The sequence below is a fragment of the Streptosporangium sp. CA-135522 genome, assembly GCF_050949235.1.
In the GTDB taxonomy this organism is placed as follows: Bacteria; Actinomycetota; Actinomycetes; order Streptosporangiales; family Streptosporangiaceae; genus Streptosporangium.
Genome location: NZ_CP192026.1, coordinates 2,550,559 through 2,573,296, shown reverse-complemented (window position 1 = coordinate 2,573,296; position 22,738 = coordinate 2,550,559). Strand labels below are relative to the sequence as shown.

The 22,738-nt window shown below is 69.7% G+C and carries 20 protein-coding genes; 11 read left to right on the top strand and 9 right to left on the bottom strand.

Annotated elements, in window-relative coordinates; translation table 11 throughout:
- Positions 1-395 precede the first annotated feature (395 nt).
- The 6 genes from ACQPYK_RS12200 to ACQPYK_RS12175 are packed head-to-tail and all read left to right on the top strand — an operon-like array spanning position 396 to position 6,302.
- Positions 396-1,265, top strand: a complete 870-nt coding sequence (locus ACQPYK_RS12200) for an STAS domain-containing protein (protein ID WP_433254237.1) — start codon at positions 396-398, stop codon at positions 1,263-1,265.
- On the top strand, positions 1,265-1,645 hold the full coding sequence (locus tag ACQPYK_RS12195) for an STAS domain-containing protein (protein WP_197048557.1): 381 nt from the start codon (positions 1,265-1,267) through the stop codon (positions 1,643-1,645). The genes ACQPYK_RS12200 and ACQPYK_RS12195 overlap by 1 nt, the downstream gene beginning before the upstream one ends.
- Positions 1,642-2,043 (top strand): anti-sigma regulatory factor, encoded by a 402-nt coding sequence (locus tag ACQPYK_RS12190; protein WP_433254235.1) that lies wholly within the window; start codon positions 1,642-1,644, stop codon positions 2,041-2,043. The genes ACQPYK_RS12195 and ACQPYK_RS12190 overlap by 4 nt, the downstream gene beginning before the upstream one ends.
- Complete coding sequence (locus ACQPYK_RS12185; protein WP_433254233.1) at positions 2,031-3,041, top strand: ATP-binding protein; 1,011 nt, start codon at positions 2,031-2,033, stop codon at positions 3,039-3,041. The genes ACQPYK_RS12190 and ACQPYK_RS12185 overlap by 13 nt, the downstream gene beginning before the upstream one ends.
- The gene (locus ACQPYK_RS12180; protein WP_433258772.1) at positions 3,038-4,729 is read left to right on the top strand and encodes an ATP-binding response regulator; all 1,692 of its coding nucleotides are present in this window, start codon (positions 3,038-3,040) and stop codon (positions 4,727-4,729) included. Before ACQPYK_RS12185 ends, ACQPYK_RS12180 begins: the two co-directional genes overlap by 4 nt.
- Positions 4,722-6,302: a SpoIIE family protein phosphatase gene (locus ACQPYK_RS12175; RefSeq protein WP_433254231.1), complete on the top strand. Its 1,581-nt coding sequence runs from the start codon at positions 4,722-4,724 to the stop codon at positions 6,300-6,302. The genes ACQPYK_RS12180 and ACQPYK_RS12175 overlap by 8 nt, the downstream gene beginning before the upstream one ends.
- 83 nt (positions 6,303-6,385) lie before the next feature.
- Here the strand turns inward: ACQPYK_RS12175 and ACQPYK_RS12170 are convergent, their stop codons facing one another.
- From ACQPYK_RS12170 to ACQPYK_RS12140, 7 genes are all read right to left on the bottom strand, one after another.
- Positions 6,386-8,281, bottom strand: coding sequence for a CocE/NonD family hydrolase (locus tag ACQPYK_RS12170; RefSeq protein WP_433254229.1), 1,896 nt, complete (start codon positions 8,279-8,281; stop codon positions 6,386-6,388).
- 567 nt (positions 8,282-8,848) lie between these two features.
- Positions 8,849-9,256 carry a hypothetical protein gene (locus tag ACQPYK_RS12165; protein ID WP_433254227.1) on the bottom strand — a complete coding sequence of 136 codons (408 nt, stop codon included), beginning with the start codon at positions 9,254-9,256 and terminating at the stop codon, positions 8,849-8,851.
- A gap of 486 nt (positions 9,257-9,742) precedes the next feature.
- Positions 9,743-10,513, bottom strand: a complete 771-nt coding sequence (locus ACQPYK_RS12160) for an alpha/beta fold hydrolase (RefSeq protein ID WP_433254225.1) — start codon at positions 10,511-10,513, stop codon at positions 9,743-9,745.
- 103 nt (positions 10,514-10,616) lie between these two features.
- Positions 10,617-10,958 carry a DUF1048 domain-containing protein gene (locus ACQPYK_RS12155; RefSeq protein WP_433258770.1) on the bottom strand — a complete coding sequence of 114 codons (342 nt, stop codon included), beginning with the start codon at positions 10,956-10,958 and terminating at the stop codon, positions 10,617-10,619.
- Between the two features lie 45 nt (positions 10,959-11,003).
- Positions 11,004-11,345 carry a PadR family transcriptional regulator gene (locus tag ACQPYK_RS12150; protein WP_433254223.1) on the bottom strand — a complete coding sequence of 114 codons (342 nt, stop codon included), beginning with the start codon at positions 11,343-11,345 and terminating at the stop codon, positions 11,004-11,006.
- 493 nt (positions 11,346-11,838) lie between these two features.
- On the bottom strand, positions 11,839-13,296 hold the full coding sequence (hflX, locus tag ACQPYK_RS12145) for a GTPase HflX (RefSeq protein ID WP_433254221.1): 1,458 nt from the start codon (positions 13,294-13,296) through the stop codon (positions 11,839-11,841).
- Positions 13,297-13,420: 124 nt separating this feature from the next.
- The gene (locus ACQPYK_RS12140; RefSeq protein ID WP_433254219.1) at positions 13,421-14,116 is read right to left on the bottom strand and encodes a DUF4097 family beta strand repeat-containing protein; all 696 of its coding nucleotides are present in this window, start codon (positions 14,114-14,116) and stop codon (positions 13,421-13,423) included.
- Between the two features lie 232 nt (positions 14,117-14,348).
- Here ACQPYK_RS12140 and aceB point away from each other — a divergent pair, with 232 nt between their 5' ends.
- From aceB to ACQPYK_RS12115, 5 genes are all read left to right on the top strand, one after another.
- Positions 14,349-15,935 carry a malate synthase A gene (gene aceB, locus ACQPYK_RS12135; RefSeq protein ID WP_433254217.1) on the top strand — a complete coding sequence of 529 codons (1,587 nt, stop codon included), beginning with the start codon at positions 14,349-14,351 and terminating at the stop codon, positions 15,933-15,935.
- Positions 15,936-16,122: 187 nt separating this feature from the next.
- Positions 16,123-17,580, top strand: a complete 1,458-nt coding sequence (locus ACQPYK_RS12130) for an FAD-linked oxidase C-terminal domain-containing protein (protein WP_433254215.1) — start codon at positions 16,123-16,125, stop codon at positions 17,578-17,580.
- Positions 17,580-18,926 (top strand): FAD-binding oxidoreductase, encoded by a 1,347-nt coding sequence (locus ACQPYK_RS12125; protein WP_433254213.1) that lies wholly within the window; start codon positions 17,580-17,582, stop codon positions 18,924-18,926. The genes ACQPYK_RS12130 and ACQPYK_RS12125 overlap by 1 nt, the downstream gene beginning before the upstream one ends.
- Positions 18,927-20,165 carry a (Fe-S)-binding protein gene (locus ACQPYK_RS12120; RefSeq protein WP_433254211.1) on the top strand — a complete coding sequence of 413 codons (1,239 nt, stop codon included), beginning with the start codon at positions 18,927-18,929 and terminating at the stop codon, positions 20,163-20,165.
- A 67-nt stretch (positions 20,166-20,232) separates the two neighbouring features.
- A complete protein-coding gene (locus ACQPYK_RS12115; RefSeq protein WP_433254209.1) occupies positions 20,233-20,994 on the top strand; it encodes an IclR family transcriptional regulator in 762 nt (253 codons plus the stop codon).
- Between the two features lie 73 nt (positions 20,995-21,067).
- On the opposite strand, the gene ACQPYK_RS12110 is transcribed toward ACQPYK_RS12115, so the two are convergent.
- Both ACQPYK_RS12110 and ACQPYK_RS12105 read right to left on the bottom strand, forming a co-directional pair.
- Complete coding sequence (locus ACQPYK_RS12110; protein ID WP_433254207.1) at positions 21,068-21,481, bottom strand: YchJ family protein; 414 nt, start codon at positions 21,479-21,481, stop codon at positions 21,068-21,070.
- Positions 21,482-21,664: 183 nt separating this feature from the next.
- Positions 21,665-22,588: an SPFH domain-containing protein gene (locus tag ACQPYK_RS12105; RefSeq protein ID WP_433254205.1), complete on the bottom strand. Its 924-nt coding sequence runs from the start codon at positions 22,586-22,588 to the stop codon at positions 21,665-21,667.
- Between the last annotated feature and the right edge of the window lie 150 nt (positions 22,589-22,738).

Below are 22,738 nucleotides of genomic sequence, written 5' to 3'. Positions count from 1 at the left end.
CAGCCGCCCAGCCGCCGCTCCAGGAGTTGCCGGCCATCGCCGCCCGCCGACAGATGTCGTCTCCATCATCTCCACGCCGCTTTCCCGTCGTACCGGACGGACCGAGGGCCAGGGTGGGATCCGGGTGGAACCGGGATGGAATCCGGCGTCCCATCCGGTGATCGGAGATCTCGTGAAGGGCGATCACGACCGTGCCGGTCCCGGCTTCCGGGAGGTGACCGCGTCACGGCGAGGCTCCCGAGGTGGGCGGTCACACCAACCGGCCCGATCTCGATCCGAGGCTGCCGACCCCCTGGCATACCGCCTCACAGGCCCCTTAAATAGGCCCTAAGCAGGACGTTCAGTGTAATCTTTCGTGCGAGCTGTCCATCTGCTGCACGTGCATGGGAGTTACCTTGTCCGTCCACGCGGACGCCGGTCGGCGTCGCATCGTAGAGCTTCTGCAGGAGAACGAGGAATCCATCTTCAAACGATGGCTTGGGCTGGCCTCCGCCGCCTCCTCCAACGGCCACACGGACCGGGGCAGTCTGATCGGCCAGCTCCGCGAGCTCTACCAGGTGCTGCGCCAGTCGTTCGACAGCCCCACCGGAGACTCCAGCGACCTGCGAGGGCTGCTCGCCGAGCTCTCCCGCTCCCGTGCCCGGCAGGGGTTCACCCCGACCGAGACCGCCGTCGTGGTGTTCGGGCTGAAGGAGGCGCTCTACGAGGTCGTCGAGGACGACGGCTCCCCCGAGGCCCTGCGGGGCTTCATCTGGTTCTCCCGGGTGATCGACGACCTGGGGCTCTTCACGATGGAGAGCTACGCCGCGGCCAGGGAGAAGGTCATCATCGACCAGGCGGAGCAGCTGCTGGAGCTGTCCACCCCGGTCGTCAAGCTCTGGGAGGGCATCGTCGCGGTGCCGCTGGTCGGCACGCTCGATTCGGCCAGGACCCAGGTGGTGATGGAGAAACTGCTGCAGACCCTGGTCGACACCGGTTCCGAGCACGCGGTCATCGACATCACCGGCGTGCCCGCCGTGGACACCCAGGTGGCCCAGCATCTGCTCAAGACCGTGGTGGCGGCGCGGCTGATGGGCGCGGAGTGCGTGATCTCCGGCATCCGCCCGCAGATCGCCCACACCATCGTCACCCTCGGAATCGAGTTCGGTGACATCGTGACCAAGGCCTCACTCGCCGACGCGCTCGCGCACGCGCTGCGGGAGAGCGGGTTCGAGTTCGTCAAGAACCGGGGGACCCGCATCGCCGTCCGGACAGTGGAGGACTGATGGATCGAGTACCCGTCCTCAAACTCGGCGACATTCTCATCGTCTCCATCCAGATCGATCTCCAGGATCAGAGCGTGCTCGCGCTCCAGGAGGATCTGGCCGACCAGGTGGTCGCGACCGGCGCACGTGGTGTGATCATCGACATCACCGCGGTGGAGATCGTCGACTCGTTCATCGGGCGCATGCTGGCCACCATCGCCGCGATCTCCCGCATGCTCGACGCCGAGACGGTCGTCGTCGGCATGCGGCCCGCGGTGGCCATCACCCTCGTGGAGCTGGGCCTGTCGCTCGGCGGTGTGCGTACCGCGCTCAACCTCGAAAAGGGCGTCGCGCTGCTGAACCACCTCGACGGCGCACAGATCGTCACGGCCGCCCGGTGACGACCTCCGACGAGCTGCCCATCAAGAGCAACAGCGACGTCGTCCTGGTGCGCCAGCGCGTCAGGACCGTCGCCGTGAACGTGGGCCTGTCTCTCGTCGACCAGACAAAAGTGGTGACCGCGGCCAGCGAACTGGCTCGCAACGCGCTCGTCTACGCAGGCGGCGGCCAGGTGCGGATCGAGATCGTGAACAACGGCATACGGCGCGGCCTGCGTCTGGCCTTCAGCGATAACGGTCCCGGCATTCCGGACATCCAGCAGGCGCTCACCGACGGGTGGACCACCGGCGGCGGTCTCGGCCTCGGTCTGAGCGGCTCCCGCCGCCTGGTCGACGAATTCGACCTGCAGTCGGCTCCCGGTGAGGGGACGCTGGTCACGGTGACGAAATGGGCGAGGTGATCCGTTCCCAGAACGACACCTGGGTGAGGGCCGAGGACGCGAGCGCGATCGGCGCCCTCCGCCGTGCCGCCGTCGCCCTCGCCGAGTCCCGGGGATTCGACGAGGAGGACGCCGGGCAGGTGGCCGTCGCGGTGAGCGAGGCCGCCTCGAACCTGGTCAAGCATGCCGTCGAGGGGGTCATGCTGATCCGGCCGCATCCCGAGCTGAACACGGCGGTCGAGGTCGTCGCGATCGACCGGGGGCCCGGTATGGGCGACGTCTCCCGCGCCCTGCGCGACGGCTACTCCACCACGGGCACGCTCGGCATCGGCCTGGGCGGCATCGCGCGGATGGCCAGCGGTTATGAGGTTCATTCCATACCCGGGCGGGGCACAGTGCTCGGCATGTACTTCACCGCGCGCGGCGCCCCGCGCCCCGCCACGCGGGTGAGCGGCATGACCCGGCCGATCGGCGAGGAGACCGTCTGCGGTGACGCGTTCGCGGTCACCGACACCGACGCCACGACGAACGTGATGCTCTGCGACGGGCTCGGCCACGGCAGCGCGGCGGCCTACGCCTCGCAGGAGGCGGTACGGCTGTTCCTCGAAAACGCCGACCTCGCCCCGATCACCGTCCTGGAGCGGATCCATCGCGGGCTCGGCCAGACCAGGGGCGGCGCGGTCGCCGTGGCCAGCATCGACCGAACGGAGGGCATGGTGACCTTCGCCGGTCTCGGCAACGTCTCGGCGTGGATCACACACCAGGAAGGCCGCCAGGGGATGATCTCGGTGCCGGGCATAGCCGGTCACCAGGCCCGCACCCTGCGCCAGTACGAATACGCCGTACCGCCGCACAGCATGGTCGTGCTCCACTCCGACGGGCTCTCCGACCGCTGGGACATCACCTCCTATCCCGGGCTCCTCACCCGGCCCCCCGTCGTCGTCGCCGCCACGATGCTGCGCGACGCGGGAACCCGCAGGGACGACGCCTGCGTGGTGACCCTGAGGCCGTGGACATGACGGATGACATGACCGGGGACGAGCTGATCCGGGTCCACGTCCAGGACGACCAGGGCGTGTTTGCCATGCGCAAGCTGGGCAGAGAGGTTGCGGAGACGGTCGGGTTGGAGACCCAGGACCAGATCCGGGTGGCCACGGCGCTGAGTGAGATCGGGCGGGAGGTGTTGGGTGAGGGTGCAGACGCGTTCATCGCCTTCCTCCTCAGGAGAGACGGCCTGCTCATCACTGTCGACATGGCGGCAACGACCGATTTCAGTCAGGCGGACGGCGTGACGCTGGCGGGGCGTCTCGTCGACGTGATCGAGCTGGACCCCGCCGGGGGACGAATACAGATGCTCAAACGGCTTCCCAGCGGCCAGCCGACGCTTTCGGTGGAGGAGATACGGGCCAGGCTCGCCAAGCTGACGCCGACGACCGCCCTGGACGAGCTGCGCCGGCAGAACCACGAGCTCGCGACCACCCTGGAGGAGGTCCTGCAGCTCAACGCCGAGTTGCAGGAGACCAACCAGGGTGTGCTCGCCCTGTACAACCAGCTCTCGGAGGAGCTGGAGGAGACCAACCGCGGCGTCGTGGCCCTCTACGCGGAGCTGGACGAGAAGTCCGCGCAGCTGCGGGAGGCGAGCGATGCCAAGGACAGATTCTGGGCCACGGTCAGCCATGAGCTGCGCACCCCGCTCAACTCGATCATCGGCCTGGTCCGCCTCCTGGTGGGGCCCGGCGGGGATCCGCTGGCGCAGGAGCAGCTGCACCAGATCCAGCTCATCGGCTCCTCGGCGGAGACCCTCCTGACGCTGGTGAGCGAGCTGCTCGACATGGCCAAGGCGGAGGCGGGGCGGCTCGACCCGCAGCCGTCCGCGGTGGACCTGGTCGCGCTGGCCGAACGGCTGCGCATGACGCTGCACCCCACCAGCGGCAGCGACCAGATCACGCTCTCGGTCGAGGTCGCGGACGGGGCGACGGAGCTGTTCGTGGACGAGGTGATGCTCACCCGGATCCTGCGCAACCTGCTGTCCAACGCGCTGAAGTTCACCGAGGAGGGCGCGGTCAGGCTCGAGGTGGGCCTCGACGCCGCCACCGAGGAGATGGTCTTCGAGGTGGCCGACAGCGGGATCGGCATCCCCGAGGAGCACCTGGAGCGCGTCTTCGAGGAGTTCTTCCAGGTGCCGGGGCCGATCCAGGTTCGCGCGAAGGGCACCGGCCTCGGCCTGCCGTACGCCCGCCGTCTGGCCCAGGCGATGGCGGGCACGCTCCAGCTGACCAGCACGGCCGGCGAGGGCACCACGGCCGTCCTGCGGCTGCCGTACCAGCACGACAGGACACCGGTGATCGACCGGGTGCTCGTGGTGGACGACGACGAGAAGTTCCGCGCCACCATCCGGCGGATGCTCACCGGGTTCGCCGCCCACGTCGACGAGGCCCCCGACGGGCTGGTCGCGCTGGAGGCGATGAAGCGGCAGCCGCCGGACGTCGCGCTGGTGGACCTGCTGATGCCCCGGCTCGACGGCGCGGCCCTGATGCAGCGGATGGCCGACGACGAGCGGCTGCGCGAGGTGCCGGTGGTCGTGGTGACCGTGGCGACCTCGAACCAGTACCCGCAGGACGCCCACACGGTGATCCCCAAACATGGTCTGCGCAGGGAAGATCTCCTGGAAGCCGTACGGAGCGCCCTGGGGCGCGGCGATGAATGAAGGACCGGCGACGGTGCTGGTCGTGGACGACACGCCGACCAAGCTCTACATCCTGTCCAGCTGGCTACGGCGGTCGGGGCATCAGGTGATGCAGGCCACCGGCGGCCTGGAGGCGCTCGCCAAGGTGAAGGAACTGCGGCCGGACCTGGTCGTCCTCGACGTGCGGCTGCCCGACATCAGCGGCTACGAGGTCTGCGAGCAGATCAAGGCGGATGCGGCCACCTCCTCGATCCCCGTCATCCAGATCTCCGGCGCGGCGATCGCCCCCGCCGATCGCGCCCAGGGTCTCGAACGGGGGGCCGACGCCTATCTGGCGGAGCCGGTCGAGCCCGACGAGTTCGCGGCGACGGTCGAGGCCACGCTGCGCTACTACCGCGCGCGGCAGCGAGCCGAGCGGATGGCCCAGCGGCTGGCGGCCCTCACCCAGGTCACCCTGGCGATGAACTCCGCCGACACCTTCGACGAACTCCTCGCCAAGGCCGTCGAGGGTGCCGCCCGCATCCTCGGCCGGCAGGCGGGCACGCTCGCGCTCCCGCCCGACGGGCGGATTCGCAGGTTCGCCGCCCTGCCGCCGGAGAGCGTCGCGGTGTCCAAGACATCGGCGCCGGACACGCTGCCCAGGCTCAGCGCGATGTCCCTGGGCAACTCGGCGGGGACGGAGGTCTTCACGGTCCCGGTCGCCGACTGGATGAAGCTGATGCCCGACGCGGCCATCGAGGGAGACGTCTCGGCCGTGCTCTGCCGGACCAAGGTCGGCCGCCCTCCCGTCTACCTGGGAATGGAGGCGCTCCCGCCGCTCGACGGGGACGAGCTGAACATCCTGCGCCAGCTCGGCCAGGCCCTGGCACTGGCCGTGGACGCCCTGCGCGCCTACGCCGAGGAGCACGCGATCGCCCTCACCCTGCAGCGCAGCCTCCTGCCCGCGCGGATCCCGGAGACGCCCGGCCTCGTGATCAGCTGGCGGTACCAGCCGGCCGTCGACAACATCGAGGTCGGCGGCGACTTCTACGAGGTGTTGCGGATGGGCGAGCAGGTGCTCATCGCCATCGGCGACGTCCAGGGGCACTCCCTGCTCGCCGCGACGGTCATGGCGGAGCTGCGCCACGCGCTGCGCGCCTCCCTCATCGGGACGGTGGACCTCGGCGCGTCCATGGCCCTGCTCAACAACGTGCTGCGGCGATACCACCCCGGCATGACCGCCACGGTGTGCCTGATCCTCATCGCCCCGCTGACCGGGGAGGTACAGATCGCCAACGCGGGCCATATCCCGCCGCTGCTCATCGGCGACGGGGAGGCCGGCTACCACCGGTTGGGCAACCTGCTGCTGGGCGTGGCCGAGGAGACCTACCGGGTCGACCGGCTGACCCTTCCGGAGGGCGGTTCGGTGCTGATGTTCACCGACGGGCTCATCGAGGACCGCGACAAGCTGCTCGACGAGAGCCTGGAGATCGTGCGGCACCTGGCGGAGGTCGTGGAAGACGATCTGGAGCTCTTCTGCGACCGGCTCATCAAGCAGTTCGGTGCCCGGGAGGACGACGTGGCGCTGGTGGCGTTCCGCCGCACCCGGCAATAGCGCGCCCCGCGCCGCGCCCGGAACGTCATGCCTACGGTCGCGGCCGGCGTGGCCGCGGCCGTAGGCGAACATTGATTTTGTTGTTACTTGATGGACGTGCCGGTGACCAGTGGCAGCGAGATCGAGGTGCCGGCCAGGTCGACGGTGACCTTGGCCCCGGTGCCGGGTTCGGCGTCGTCCCCGGTGCCGTGGCCGGTCTCGTCCATGTTGAAGTCGTCGTTGGTTCCGGTCAGCACCAGGCCCAGCCGGTGCCCGGCCTTGAACTCGTAGTCCAGCGGCAGCGTCTTCCAGGTGATCTGGTAGGACTTGCCCGGTGTCAGCGGTGTCTGGCGGCTGAGCGACTTGTGGTTCTGCGCGTCCATGATTCCGCGGGTGACCACGTGGAAGCCGGTGGTCGCCGTGTTGTCGCCGACCTTGAAGTAGCAGCCGTCGTCATCGGCCGTGCCCTGGCCGACGCAGTCCTTGCCACCGATGAACTTGAGGCCTTCCGCGGACGTCGCGGTGCGTTCGCGGTAGTTGATGCGGGTGTCGGTGCCGTAGTCGACGAGCAGGACGCCCAGGTTGGCGGTCGGCTTGTCCAGCTTGAGGCGCAGGCTCACCGACGGCGTTCCGGACAGCCGCATCGCGTCCTTCAGCGGCGGGGTCAGGAAGGCGAGCCGGTTGGGGTTGGTGGTGGCGGGGTTGTCGGCCATCGCGATCTCGGTCTGGGCGGTGTCGAGATAGCTGCCCGAGCCGGTCGTCGAGGGCTTGCGGCCCAGGGAGCCGTCCTGCTGCGGCCGCAGGGTCGTCGTCCGCGCCCGCGCCGGCCAGTCGGCCTGGGTGATCCACCGGTTCGGGCCGAGCTGCAGATCGACGCGCGGCTCGCGCATGATGTCGTTGGAGATGCCCATGAGTTCGTGGTCGAACCACTTGTTGAGGGTGTTGAGCCACACCTCGCGGCGGGCCCAGAACGGGTCGAGGTGCCCGTACTGCGTCACCCATGCCTTGCGTTGCACGTTTCGGGGCAGCATGGCCCACCACTGGGCGAACTGGCTGCCCACCACGGCCCGGTCCTGCATGCCGTAAACGGCGAAGACGCTGGCGTGGATGTTGCGCGCCTTCGAGATCGGCCCGGTCCGGTAGTTGCGTTCGTCCCAGAAGGCGTTGTAGTTGCCGGTGGCGTCGTCCTCGCCCTCTCGCAGGCGCTCGTGCTCAGCCGCGCATTTCTCATCCGGATCGGTGTCGAACCGCTTGGCCATGAATTCCTGCACGCCCCTGAACCAGGAGATGGTGCCGTTCATGCGGCTCGCCTCGTAGCCGCTGGTGTAGCTCGCGAGCGGCACGATCGTCTCCAGCCCCTGCACGCCGGTGCCGGCGACGCCGACGCCGAGCGCTCCCTCATAGGAGTGGCCGATCATCCCGGTGCGTCCGGTGGTCCAGGTGGCCTTGACCGGATCGCCCTTGTCGTCGAAGGCGGTCGCCCGGCCGTTCAGCCAGTCGATGACCGCCTTGCCGCCCAGCACGTCGGGAGCGCCGTAGGAGGTCGGGCAGCCGTCGGACAACCTGGTGCCGACCATGTCGACGGACACGAACGCGTACCCGCGGGGCACGAAGTAGTTGTCGTAATACAGCGGGAACTTCGTCGCGTTCCCGTTCGCGTCGTATTTCTTGTGGTCATTCTCGTAGCCGGCACCCGGTTCGTCGAAGGTCGGGCTCTCGTGCATGATCACCGGGACCTTGAGCCCGGGATTGGACTCCTTCGGCCGGATGATGTCCACCCGGATCAGATCCTTCTTGCCATCACCGTCACTGTCGACCGTCGACTCCACCCGGACGTGCTCACGGATGGCGTCCTCGTAGGAGAAGACGGGCTGAGTCACCCCGCCGGAGACTTCGATCTTCGGCTCCGCCTTCGCGGATGCGGCGGGAGTGGCGGCGACCACGAGCGGGATCGCGAGTGTGACTGCGGCGAGGAACCCTCGCCGTTGCGCGTTGGACATGTGCTCTCCTTTTGCTGGTTACTGCTGTCGGTGGCATCGTCATGGCGCGCCAAGAAGGCGCCATGACGAGGTCGTAGTGGCGCCAGGAAGCGTTTTCGCTTGTCAGTGCGGGTGTGCCGACCAGATCAGCGGGATCAGCGGCGGCCGGCGAAGCACGCGCAGGCGGCGGCGAGTACGCCGACGGGCAGCGGCAGGCTCGTCGCGGTGCGGGCGAAGGGTGGTGATGCGGGCGAGGGTGAGGGTGCGATCGGTGTCGGCCCGGCCGGGCAGGTCACGGCGCGGTGCCCGGCCAAAGTGGGGCGTTGTCGCAGTTCACCGTGGGTGAGCGTGGTCCATTTCCGGGACGTGTTTCGGTCCGCGCGTTGGGGGATGAGTCCGGCGCCGGAGCGGCGATAACGAGCGAGTGGCACGTTCTTCCGGGTCGCGGTGCTCGGTAGGTGTCCTTCTGTCAAGCTGTTCGGTCGGGGTGAGCTCGGTGTGGTCTGGCCGGCTTCCCTGCTCGTCTGCTCGGTGTGGCCTGGTTCGCGCTCTGCCTGACAAGCGGTGGCTGCGCTGGTCGACGTCCCATCAAGCGGCGCCGAGGGCTATGGTGATCTTGCGGATCATGTCGGCCAGGGTGGGGCTGGGCTGGCCCCGGTGGGTCCGGGCGGCTGCTTCGACGGCGACGACGACGGTGCTGCGGAAGTTGTCGGCCTCGGCCGGAGCCTGCTTCTTGAGCAGGCTCATGGCCGCCGTCAGGGCCGGCAGCACGAGGTCGGCGAGTTCGGCTACGGACTTGCCGCTCAGGTTCATGCCCTTGGGATACGTGGCGAGCACGTGCCCGACCAGGCCGGTCCCGGAGCCCAGGGCGATGGAGCCGTCGGCGGCGACCCGGTGGGGCTTGCCGGTGGCATCGGCGGCGGCCAGCAGCGAGACGGCGCCGTAGGCGGCGGTGCGCAGGGTGAGCTGGTCCTGGTCGGTAAGGGTGAAGGACATGGTGGTGTGCTCCTTTGAATCGGTAACGAAGTGCGGTTGAACGGACGGATGGTGGAATGCCGGCCTGTTGGTGCCCGGGGTATCTCGATGGCTCAGGTCGGGTCGGACCGCCGCCATGGGTGTGGGACGGGATACGCCCACGGAGCGGAGTTCGGCCTCGACGAGCGCGCTCAGCCGGGCCCAGGCCGGTGCCTGATCTTCGCGCTGGTGGTTGATCAGCCGTACCGGGTCACGGCGTCGGTGCGGGGTCGGAGGCTGGTCAGGAAATTCAGCACTGCGGCGTCGAGCAGGGTCCCGATCGCGGCCGGCGGTGACCAGGGTCCGGACCTGGACCAGCCGCAGCAGGTCGGCCGAGGCGGGCCGGCGGTAGCCGGAGGCGTCGCGGGCCGGTTCGTCGACCAGGCCGTGCCGGTGGTAGCGCCTGTTCGGTCTTCACCGTGACAGCGGCGAAGACCGCTGCCAGGCTGATCGTCAGCCCGCTGGTCTTCAGCGCCGCCCGCGGTCGACGGCGGCGACTTCGCGTACGGCCTCTGCGATGGCGCGGAAGTCCTTCTTCAGGATGGAACCGTGGTTGCTGGGGACCTTCGCGTGGATTTTGATGTTGGGGTTGCGTTCGCACACCTTGGCGAGACTGGCGCGGATGCGTTCCTGCTCGTCATCCTTGCTGCCGAAGGACCTCCCCGACGCGACCACATACCGGGCCGGGACGGTGATGTCGTCCAGCACGGGGGCCAGCGCGCGCACGCTGGCGATCCGGCCGATCTCGATGTTGCTCTCCGCGATCTGCGCGGCGGACATCCGCGAGGTCAGGCCCGTCGGGCGCAGCAGCAGCAACAACGGGCTCAACCGCCGAAACAGCTTCCGAAGCCGCACCTCCATGGCATCGTCGAGCCAGTCGTACGGCTGCGCGCCCTCGACCATGACCGCGCCCACGGTACGGTCGGGGTTCCGGCTGGCCCAGTACGCCGCGGCGAACGCTCCGTAGGACCAGCCCACCACCACCGCCCGGTCCACCCCCCTGGCCGCCAGAACGGCGTCGATATCCCGCACGTTCGTCTCGAACGAATAGTCCGCCGAGCGTCCCGACTTGCCGCGAGCCCGCATGTCGTAGGTGATGTGCCGCCACCCCGTCCCCAGTTCGGCGATGACGCGCCGCCAGTACCCCTGGGTGGCGGTGTGGCCATTGAGGTAGAGCACAGGGATACCGGTGCCGCCGGTGTCGGTGACGGCCAGGGCCGTGTCGTCAACCGGCAACATGCCGGTCCACCTCGTCGAAGTGCTGTTCTTCGTCATGTGTCCCACCTGATCGTGTTAGGAGTTTTGTACGACTTCTGGATCGCCATGGCGTGCTGTGTCGTCATCAGACGGTCCTGTCTTCTTTTCCGGTGTCTTCGCCGGCGGCGCGCTCGATGGCGCTGGTGAGTCGGTTCCGCTCCCGGGTTCTCCACTGCCCCACCGGGTAGTTCTGCACGAACGCCTCGACGAACTCCACCGGGTCCTCTCCGAAGATCTCGCGGATCGGGGTTCCGTTCGCCGCGCTCTGTTCGAACAGATCGGCAAGGTCCTCGTACATCGAAACCGCGCCGTCCCCCGGCCCGAAGTGGATCAGGTACCGCTCCAGCGCTTCGACCGTCGTGCGACAGTTCTCGGGAAGCTGCTCCGTGCGCGCCTTGTACTGCCGGTAGCGCCGCTTGTCCTCGATCGGCCCGGGACCGTGTCCAGATACTGCCGGTAGCGCCCCTTCGGCTCATTCGGCCCTGTCGCCATGTCTACTCACCTCCTTCGCGAAGCTTTTCGAGCCGTTCGGCGAGGAAGCTCCAGGTCCTCCAGAACTCGTCGAGATGCTCCCGTCCCTGCGCGTTGAGGGAGTAGGCGGCCCCTTGTCGGACGGGGCCTTCTCCACGTCGACGAAGCCGCGCCGCTCGATCCTGACCAGCAGCGCGTAGACGGTGCCCTCGGCGATGTCGGAGAAGCCCTGATCCCGCAGCCACGCCGTGATCTCGTAGCCGTAGACGGGCCGGCCGGACAGGGGCGCCAGGAGGATGCTCTCCAGCGTTCCCTTGAGCATCTCCGTCACCTGCTTGCCCATGGAACACCTCCTTCAGCTATTCAGTAATGCTTACTACTGGTACACAGTAACACTGACTACTGGTATGTAGCAACACTGAATAGCTGAGATGCAAGCCGGCACCGCAAGCGTGTGGGTACGGGCGACCTGATCGCCGCTCGTGAGCGAGCACACCGCCACCCCATAGGAGAAGACGGGCCGCGTCAGCCCGCCGGAGATGCCGATCACCGGCTATCGCGTGCATCACCGGTCCCGTCAGATGTTGATCTGCGAGTCCGTCACCGTGTCGACCGTGCGGCTCGGACACGTCATCCGGTACATCAACCAGGCCATCGGTTCCAGGCTCGGCCGCCGGCTCGCTCCCGGCCCGCGGCGATGGCCGGCGTGAGCGCCGCCATTCGGCCGCCACTCACCTCGGCGACGCCTGGCCGTGCCCCGCACATGGCGACGCCCCGCCGTACCGCCCTCCCGGTGAGGGGCGCGGTACGACGGGGCGTGGCTCGCCGGCGGACCGTCAGACGGTCTCGACCGGCTTGGCGGTCTTCTCCAGTTCGGCGAAGAGGCCGGGCAGGACCCTGGCGTGCAGGATCGTGCCGTCCTCGGTGTGCTCGACGCCGAGGACCTCGCCCTCCTGGTGGGCCCGGGAGATCAGGTCACCGCGCTGGTACGGCACGAGCAGCCTGACCTCCTGGTCGAAGCGGGGCAGCTCGCGCTCGATGACGGCCAGCAGCTCGTCGATCCCGGCGCCGGTGCGGGCCGAGACCACGACGGTGTGCTTCTCGCGCGCGGTCAGCTGGGCCAGCACCACCGGGTCGGCGACGTCGGCCTTGTTGATGACCACGATCTCCGGGATGTCCCGGGCGCCCTCGATGTCGGCGAACACCTCTCGCACGGCGGCGAGCTGTGACTCCGGGTCGGGGTGCGAGCCGTCGACCACGTGCAGGATCAGGTCGGCGTCGCCGACCTCCTCCAGCGTGGAGCGGAAGGCCTCGACGAGCTGGTGCGGCAGGTGCCGGACGAATCCGACGGTGTCGGCCAGGGTGAACAGCCGGCCGTCGGGCGTGTGCGCCTTGCGGACGGTCGGGTCCAGGGTGGCGAACAGGGCGTCCTCGACCAGCACGCCGGCGCCGGTCAGCCGGTTCAGCAGCGACGACTTGCCCGCGTTGGTGTAGCCGGCGATGGCCACGGCCGGGACCTCGCGCTCCAGGCGCCGTGCCCGCTTGGTCTCGCGCGAGGTGGTCATCTCGACGATCTGGCGGCGTAGCTTGGCCATCCGCTCGCGGATCCGGCGACGGTCCAACTCGATCTTGGTCTCACCGGGGCCACGGCCGCCCATGCCGACGCCGCCCGCGGCGCGTCCGCCCACCTGCCGGGACAGGTTTCCACCCCAGCCACGCAGGCGCGGCAGCAGGTAGTTGAGCTGGGCGAGCTCCACCTGCGCCTTGCCCTCGCGGCTCTTGGCGTGCTGGGCGAAGATGTCGAGGATCAGCATGGTCCGATCGATGACCTTGACCTTGACGACCTCTTCGAGCTGGCGCAGCTGGCCGGGGCTCAGCTCGCCGTCGCACACGACGGTGTCGGCGCCGGTGGCGGAGACGATGTCGGCGAGCTCCTGGGCCTTGCCCGAACCGATGTAGGTCGCCGTGTCGGGCTTCTGGCGGCGCTGGATCAAACCTTCCAGCACCTCCGAGCCCGCGGTCTCGGCGAGGAGCTTCAGTTCGAGGAGTGAATTCTCGGCGTCGATCGCCGTGCCCGAGGTCCAGACGCCCACCAGAACGACCCGCTCAAGTCGCAGCTGGCGGTATTCGACCTCGGTGACGTCCTCAAGCTCCGTGGAGAGCCCAACGACCCGGCGTAGCGCCTGGCGCTCGGCCAGGTCCATCTCACCGATCTCGGGCAGGTCGTCGAACTGGTCAATGTCCAGCGGCTCACGAGTGTCTATGTCGTTGCTCCATTCAGGTGCGTGGTTCATATGCGTCCTCTCTGCAGAGTAGAACGCTCGAACCCCTCGGGTCTCTTCCCTCCGATGGTGCCACGGGAACGCCCGCGTCTCATCTGGTTATCGGGCGTTTCGGGCGGAAAGAACGCGGGCCCTCTCAGGGGTGCAGGACCCTGGCGTCGCCGGAGCCGGTCCGCACACGGACGCTTCTGGACGCGGAGGGATCGTCGGTGACCTGGACGGTCTTGACGCCGGAACCGGTCTCGGCGGTCACGTCGTAGGCGCCCTGCGGCAGCCGTACCGTGGCGTCGCCCGAGCCGGTCCGGACCTCGACGTGGTCCGGCGTGGCGGCGAACTTCGCCTCGATGTCGCCGGAGCCGGTCTCGGCGACGAACCGCCCGGTGCCCAGGATGGCGGCCTCGACTCTGCCGGAGCCGGTTTTGGCCTTCACCTCGCCGGTCAGCGCGCGCATCGTGAGCGTGCCCGAGCCGGTGTCCAGCTTGGCGGAGAGCCCCTTGGAGATCTCGATCTTGTAGTCGACCGAGCAGCTCTGGACGGGGCACCTGTGGCGCAGCGTGAGCGTGCCTCCGTTCACGGAGTGCTCGGTCACGGGTTTGTCGCCCGCCTCTCCCCGCCAGTGCAGTGTCTCGGTCACCCGGGCGCCGGTCCTGTCGGATCCGTTGACCACGATGTCCCCGGAACCGGTGTGGACGTCCAGAACCTTCAGATCGCCGGTGACGTCGTAGGAGGCGACTTCCTGCGCCTGCTCACCGAGGTCGAGGTCGATCCGGCAGGCGGACAGCACGAGCGCCGAGCCCAGAAGCATCCCCGCGACGATCATGTTCTTCTTCATGAGCCCAATCCTCGACTTCCGGAAGGCCATCCGCCTCCCCCGTACGACCGGTTCGCCGCTCCCTCCGAGGAGGGAGCTGACTCAACTGTGGCCGAGCGTGGCTCGACGCTCCATCGGGAAGTTCCCTGAGTAGCCCCTCAGGGCGACCCTGCTCTTTGACCGGGCAATGGCCATCCAGTAGCGTCGATTCCACAATTCAGAAGCATTTTTCCATTATGTGGAAAGGAAGCTCATGGACGGCGTTGAGATAACCGGCCCCTCGCAGAACCGGTTCGACGAGATCCTCACGCCGGAGGCGCTGGCCTTCGTGGCCGCCCTCCAGCGCGAGTTCGGCACCCGGCGCCTTGAGCTGCTGGAGGCCCGCCGGGCACGCCAGGCCGAGCTGTCGGCCGGCGGCACCCTCGACTTCCTGCCCGAGACCCGGCACGTGCGCGAGTCCGACTGGCGGGTCGCCCCGCCCGCGCCCGGCCTCGTCGACCGCCGGGTGGAGATCACCGGCCCGGTGGACCGGAAGATGACGATCAACGCGCTGAACTCCGGGGCCAAGGTCTGGTTGGCCGACTTCGAGGACGCCAACGCTCCCACCTGGGAAAACACCATCGGCGGCCAGCTCAACCTGCGGGCCGCGCTGGATCGGACCATCGACTTCTCTGCCGGGGAGAAGAGCTACACGCTCAAGCCCGACGAGGAGCTCGCCACCATCGTGGTGCGCCCGCGCGGCTGGCACCTGGAGGAGAAGCACCTCACCCTCGGCGGAGCTCCGTTCTCCGCCTCGCTCGTCGACTTCGGCCTCTACTTCTTCCACTGCGCGCAGCGGCAGATCGCCAAGGGCAAGGGCCCCTACTTCTATCTGCCGAAGATGGAGTCGCACCTGGAGGCCCGCCTCTGGAACGACGTCTTCGTCCGGGCCCAGGACCTGCTCGGCGTCCCGCGGGGCACGATCCGCGCGACCGTCCTGATCGAGACCTACCCCGCCGCGTTCGAGATGGAGGAGATCCTCTACGAGCTGCGGGAGCACTCCGCCGGCCTCAACGCCGGCCGCTGGGACTACCTGTTCAGCGTGATCAAGAAGTTCCGCACCCGGGGTAGGGAGTTCCTGCTGCCCGAGCGCAACGCTGTGACGATGACCGCCCCGTTCATGCGCGCCTACACCGAGCTCCTGGTCCGCACCTGCCACAAGCGCGGCGCCCACGCCATCGGCGGCATGGCGGCCTTCATCCCCTCCCGCCGCGACCCCGAGGTCAACAAGGTCGCTCTGGAGAAGGTCACCGCCGACAAGACCCGCGAGTCCGGTGACGGCTTCGACGGCTCCTGGGTGGCCCACCCCGATCTGGTGCCGATCTGCCGCGACGTCTTCGACGGCGTTCTCGGTGACCGGCCGAACCAGCTCGACCGCCTGCGCGAGGACGTCTCCGTCTCCGCCGCCGACCTGCTGTCGGTCTCCAAGACGCCGGGCGACATCACCGAGGCGGGCCTGCGCAACAACGTGGACGTGGCGTTGCGTTATCTCGCCGCCTGGATGGGCGGCCTGGGCGCGGTGGCGATCCACAACCTGATGGAGGACGCCGCCACCGCCGAGATCTCCCGCTCCCAGATCTGGCAGTGGATCCACAACGGCATCGAGCTCGCCGACACCGGGACCGTGGTCACCAAGGATCTCGTCGAGAGGATCATCGACGAGGAGCTCGCCAGGATCAAGGCCGAGCCCGGCTACGACGAGACCCTCTACGCGCAGGCCACCGCCCTGTTCAAGGAGGTCGCCCTCGACGACGACTTCGCGGAGTTCCTCACCCTGCCCGCCTACGCGCGCATGCCCTGAGCCGAGGGAGCGCGGGACGGCGCCGTCCCACGCCGCGCTCCGTCCGGAAGCGGGACGATCGTCAGGCGCCATCGTCCCGATACTGAGCGAGAATGCGACATAGAGGGATGTTGTTCTCGATCAGCCGACTGATCAGGAGAACGAGGGCGCGGCCAAGCTCCCGCGCGCGCGGGAGGAGGAACCAACGATGGGAACGAAGACTCTCGACGAGCTGGCCCGGCGGTTCCAGGAGGTGCTCGGCCCCGGGGCGGTGATCACCGATCCGGTACGGCTGCGCACCTACGAGTGCGACGGCCTGACCCACCACCGGGCCACGCCCGGCGTCGTCGTGCTGCCGCAGAGCGCCGAGCAGATCGCGGCCGTGGTGCGGGCCTGCAACGACCACGGCGTGCCGTTCGTGGCCAGGGGCGCGGGGACCGGGCTGTCCGGCGGGGCGCTGCCGCGGACCGACGGGGTGCTGATCGTCACCTCGAGGATGCGGCGGATCCTGTCCGTCGACGTGGCGGACCGGCGCGCCGTGGTGGAACCGGGGGTCACCAATCTGGCGATCACCGAGGCGGTGCGCGACCAGGGTTACTACTACGCGCCCGACCCCTCCAGCCAGCAGGTCTGCTCGATCGGCGGCAACGTCGCGGAGAACTCGGGTGGCGCGCACTGCCTGAAGTACGGGTTCACGGTCAACCACGTGCTCGCCCTGGAGATCGTCACCCCCGACGGCGACATCGTCGAGCTGTCGGACGTCGATCCCGGATACGACCTGATGGGCGCCTTCGTCGGCTCGGAGGGCACCCTCGGCATCGCCACCAAGGTCACGGTACGGCTGATGCGGGCGCCGGAGGCCGTGACGACCCTGCTCGCGGCGTTCGACGACATCGAGCGGGGCGGCCGGGCGGTGTCGGCGATCATCGGTGGCGGCATCGTGCCCGCCGCGATCGAGATGATGGACGCCCTGGCGATCGAGGCGGCCGAGGCGGCCGTGGCCTGCGCCTATCCCGAGGGCGCCGGGGCCGTGCTCATCGTCGAGCTGGACGGTCCGGCCGCGGAGGTCACGCGCCAGTTCGACGAGGTGACCCGGATCTGCCGGGAGAACGGGGCGTTCGAGCTGCGGACCGCGGCCGATCCGGCCGAGCGCGTGGCGATCTGGAAGGGGCGCAAGTCGGCCTTCGCCGCGGTGGGCCGGATCAGCCCCGCCTACATCGTGCAGGACGGGGTCGTCCCCAGGACCGCGCTGCCCCAGGTGCTGGCGAGCATCGAGCGGCTGTCCCAGGAGTACGGCATCCGGGTGGCCAACGTCTTCCACGCCGGGGACGGCAACCTGCATCCGCTGGTGCTGTTCGACGACGCGGAGGCCGGCGCGGGCGAACGGGCAGCGCTGGTCTCGGGAAGGATCCTCGACCTGTGCATCGAGCACGGCGGGTCCATCACCGGGGAACACGGTGTGGGCGTAGACAAGTCCAGATATATGACGAAAATGTTCTCTGACGACGATCTCGACACCATGCAGCTGGTCCGCTGCGCCTTCGACCCTCACGGCCTGTCGAACCCGGGCAAGGTCTTCCCGACCCCGCGCCTGTGCGGCGAGGTTCCGGGGGTCCGCAAGGGCGTGCACCCGCTGGTCGAGGCGGGACTGGCGGAGCAGTTCTGATGGGCGCGCTGCACGACGCCGGCGAAGCGGTCCTGGCGGACGCCCTGCACGGCACAGGGGTCACGATCCGGGAGGCGGGACCCGACGACGCCGTGGCCGGGGTCATGCCCCGCTGGGTGGCGCTGCCCGAGACGACCGGGGAGGTCGCCGCGCTGATGCGCCTGTCGGCCGCGCACGACCTCGCCGCGATCCCGGTCGGCGGCGGCACCAAGCTGCACTGGGGCAATCCGCCCGAGCGCTGCGACCTGCTGATCGACACCTGTTGCCTGAACCAGGTGCTGGAGCACGCCGCCGGCGACCTGGTCGTCCGCGCCCAGGCGGGCGTGACCGTGAGCGCGCTGGCCGAGACCCTCGCCGCCGCGGGCCAGGAGCTGCCCCTGGACGTCGCGTTCGAGGGCGCCACGGTCGGCGGCGTGCTCGCCACCGCCGTCGCCGGCCCCCGCAGGCTCCGGTACGGCACGACTCGCGACCTGCTGATCGGCATCACGGTCGTGCTGGCCGACGGCACGACCGCCCGTTCCGGCGGCAGGGTCGTCAAGAACGTCGCGGGCTACGACCTGGGCAAGCTGTTCACCGGCTCCTACGGCACGCTCGGCGTGATCACCGAGGCCACCTTCCGTCTCCATCCGATCCCGCAGGACCGCCGCTGGATCACCGCGCGGCCATCCATTCCCCCGGCCCGGGCCGCCGAGACCGCGGGCGCCGGTGCGCTGCCGCTCGCCGGGGGCTCCGGCTTTCCGCCCGGCCTGGATTCGCTCGTCACCGGGCTGGCGGCCGCCCAGTCCGAGCCGAGCGCGATCGAGGTGGACTGGCCCGCCCCCGGGGACGGCCTCGGAGACGGCCTCGGTCCCGGAGACGGGCCCGTCGTGGCCGTCCTCGTCGAGGGGACGGCGGCCGGCGCGCGGGCGCAGACCGTACAGGCCCTGATGGGCGGGGGCGCGACGGCGCGGATCACCGCCGGGCCGCCCGGCTGGTGGGGGACGCCGCCCGGCGACGAGGTGCTGCTGGAGCTTCGGATCGCGCCCTCCGGCATGGGCGACGCGCTGCGGGCGGTCGCCGCCCGGGGACTGCCCGCGCACGTGCGCGGCTCGGCGGCGACGGCGGTCCTGCAGATCGCGCTGCCCCCGGACATCGGCGAACCGGCGTTCGCGGAGTTCGTGTCGGGCGTGCGCGACGACCTCGGACGTCTCGGCGGCAGGCTGACCGTGCTCGCCGCGCCGCCGGAGCTCGCGCGCCGGGTCGACCGCTGGGGCCCGGTGGGCGCGCTGCCGCTGATGCGGCGGGTCAAGGAGCGGTTCGACCCGGGCAGGCGGATGTCGCCCGGCCGGTTCGCGGGAGGGATCTGAATGGACCCGGAGCTGATCGGCGACTGCGTGCACTGCGGCTTCTGCCTGCCCACGTGCCCGACGTACGTCCTGTGGGGCGAGGAGATGGACTCCCCGCGAGGGCGGATCCACCTGATGAAACAGCACGTCGAGGGCACGCCCCTGACGCCGGAGATGGTCGGGCACTTCGACGCGTGCCTGGGGTGCATGGCGTGCGTGACGGCCTGTCCCTCCGGGGTGCGCTACGACCGGCTGATCGAGCAGACCCGGGCCGAGGTGGAGCGGAAGCACGTCAGGGAGCCGGACGACCGGGCGTTGCGGGCCCTGATCTTCCAGCTCTTCCCCTATCCCCGGCGGCTGCGGGCGATGCGGCTGCCGCTGCGGCTCAGCGCGGGGCTGCGGCGGAGGATCGCGCCGAGGCTGGAGCGGATCAACCCGTCCCTGGCGGCGATGGCCGACCTCGCTCCCCCGGTCGAGGCGAGGGTGCGGCTGCCCGGCAGGGTCGAGGCGAGGGGCGGGCACCGGGCCACGGTCGGGATGCTCACCGGGTGCGTGCAGGGCGAGTTCTTCCCTCAGGTCAACGCTGCCACGGCCCGGGTGCTCGCCATGGAGGGATGCGAGGTGGTGATCCCGCCCTCGCAGGGCTGCTGCGGGGCGCTGTCGCTGCACTCCGGTTTCGACAGGCAGGCGGAGCGGTTCGCCAGGCGGACGATCGCCACGTTCGAGCGGGCGGGCGTGGACACGGTGGTGGTCAACGCGGCGGGGTGCGGATCGACCATGAAACAGTACGCCGAGGTCCTCGAAGGCGAGTGGGCGGACAGGGCGCGGGCGATCCGGACCGTCGACCTGTCCGAATATCTCGCCGAGCTCGGCCCGGCGGCCGAGCGGCATCCGCTGCCGCTCACGGTGGCCTACCATGACGCCTGCCACCTGGCCCACGCGCAGGGGATACGATCCCAGCCGCGTCACCTGCTCACCGCCATCCCCGATCTGGAGTTGAGAGAGATCTCCGAATCAGCCATCTGCTGCGGTTCCGCGGGAACCTACAACCTCCTCCAGCCCGAGGCCGCCCGCGAGCTGGGCGACCGCAAGGCGGAGCGGGTGCTGGCCACCGGCGCCGACCTGCTGGTGTCGGCCAACCCGGGCTGCACCATGCAGATCACCGCGGCCATCCGTCGCCGGGGCGCCGAGGCGATCCCCGTCGCGCACCTCGCCCAGGTCCTGGACGCCTCCCTGCGCGGGCTGGCGGGGGTGCCGTGAGCGAGCGAATCAGAAGGCACAGGGTGTTCGCGAATGCGAACCCCGAGCCGCCAGGCGAGAGGGTCGTATGAGCGGGGTGCAGTCGGTCGAGCGGGCGCTGGACGTGCTGGAGGCGCTGGCCGAGCAGGGCGGGGAGGCCGGGCTCTCGGAGATCGCGGCCATGACCGGCCTGCCGTACGGGACGATCCACCGGCTACTGCGCACGCTGCTCGCCCGGGGTTACGTACGCCAGGAGTCCGACCGCCGCTACGCGCTGGGCGGCGCGCTGGTACGGCTCGGCGGAGTGGCCGAGCACATGGTCGGCGCCTGGGCGCAGCCGTACCTGACCAGGATGGTGGAGCTGTCCGGCGAGACGGCCAACCTGGCGGTGCTGGAGGGCGACTTCATCGTCTACGTCGCCCAGGTGCCCTCGCCCCGGCGGCTGCGGATGTTCGCCGAGGTCGGCAGACGGGTGCTGCCGCACAGCACGGCGGTGGGCAAGGTCTTGATGGCCGGGCGGGCGGACGCCGACGTGGCCTCGCTGATCGGGCGGACCGGCATGCCCCGGCGGACCGCGAACACGATCACCGACCTGCCCACCATGCTCGCCGAGCTGAAGCGGGTGCGGGATCGGGGTTACGCCATGGACCTGGGCGAGGAGGAGCTCGGCGTGCACTGCCTGGCCGTGGGGGTGCACGACGGGGCAAGGATGGTCGCGGCCATGTCGGTGTCCGGGCCGGCCGAGCGGATCGACGCGCTCGACCGGGAGGACCTCGCCGCCGACATGCGCAGGATCGCGCGCGACTTCGGCACCGAGCTGGGCCCCAGCAGGGGCGGCGGCGACGTCTGACGGGCACGCGGGCCGGCCGCACGCGGCGGGACTTCCCCGCGGGAGGGGCGGCGGGCACCGCGAAACGCGCGTTCTACAGCGCTCCCACGTACACCCAACCGCCTTCGTGCCGGGCGAAGCGGCTGTGTTCGTCCATCTGCCCCGCGCGCCCGCCTTCGACGTAGTGGGCGCGGAACCGGACGGTGCCCTCGGTGTGGAAGGCGCTTCCGCCGGTGGTCTCCAGAACCTCCAGGCGCACCCACCGCAGCGTTCTGTCGAGATCGACGTGCGGCGGACGCGTCGCCGGGTGCCAGGTGCGCAGAAGGTAGTCGTCGTCGCCGACGCTGAAGGCGCTGAAGCGTGAACGCATGAGCAGCTCGGCGGTGGGCGCGGCGGAGTCTCCACGGTGAAACCGTCCGCAGCAGTCGCGATAGGACGCGGGGAGCCCGCACGGGCACGGGGTCGCGGGGGCGGGGCGGCCCTGGGGCCGTGAACTGCGTCGGGACATGCCTCTCATTGTGCCGGTCGATCGAGACGGCACGTCATCGAAGCCGCCCGGAGTGGAGCCGCCCTGAAGGGCGGTCCGCGTTCGGACGGCGCGAGGCCCTCGTCCGGGGCCGGCGACGCGCACCCGGGTCGAGGCGTCGCCGGTCAGCCGTGGACGGGGCGGGGACGGGGGCGGCTCAGGACGCTAGCGGCCCGGCGGGGTGATGTTGAGGTTGCTGCCCTGGGGCACCGGCACGACCGAGACCTGGCCGTTCTGGATGGCCTGCCAGAGCACGGCCCCCTGCGGGCCGAGGACCTTGGCGAGGTCCTTGATGGACTCCAGCTCGGTGCGGACCTTGGCGTTGCGCTGGGTCTGGGCGACGTTCTCGGCCTTGGCGGCCTGCTCCGCGGCGAGGGCGTTCACCAGGGAGTCCGGCGGCTCGGGCTTCTGGATCGTCAGGGAGATGTCGGCGCACTCGCCGGTGCCGATGTAGTTCTGGTTGCAGAAGTAGTCGGCTCCGGCCGTCTCCTGGATGAACTGCCGGGCCAGCACGCCGACTCGCGCCTCCCAGTCCTGCTTGACCTTGGGGTCGTTGAACAGCCCGCGCCACTCGAACTCCTGCGACGCGGCGTCCATCGCCCGGTCCAGCGGCACCCGCATGTAGATGTTGAGCATCCGCCGCCATCCCTCGGACACGCCGTCCTCGTAGTACGCGTGGTACTTCAGTCCGATCTTCTCGTGGAAGCGCTGCAGCGTCTTGCAGTCGGTGTTCAGCGTGAACGTCGCCACCCCGGAGACCGTCATCTCGACGTTGTCCTTGGAGACGACGGACAGCGGCTTGGACTCGGCGCCCTCTCCGCCGGAGAAGTCGAAGGTGCGCTGGCCGAACGGGTAGGAGTAGGCCGTGTCGCCGGGGCCGAGCAGCGTGGCGCCGCTGGAGGGGTTGATGCACCTTTCGAACTTGATGGCCTCGAAGGTACCGCCCGCGTAGTGCAGGACCATCTCGTCGGGCTGGGTGCTGACCCGGGAGCATCCGGTGAGCATGAGACCGAGCACCACCACGGCGGCGACCGCGAGCGCGAACCACTTCACCAGCGGCCGCTTCGCAGCGGTCTTCTGCGCATTCATCGTTTCTCCCTTTGATCCCGCTTTGTTGAGGACGGTTCCCAGTACCGTACGGCTATCGGGCCCTGTGTAAGAGAAATACGTTCACAAGCCGACGACAAGGGCGATCGCCCTTTCCCCCGGGATGGAGACCGGATACGTCCGGGACGGAGG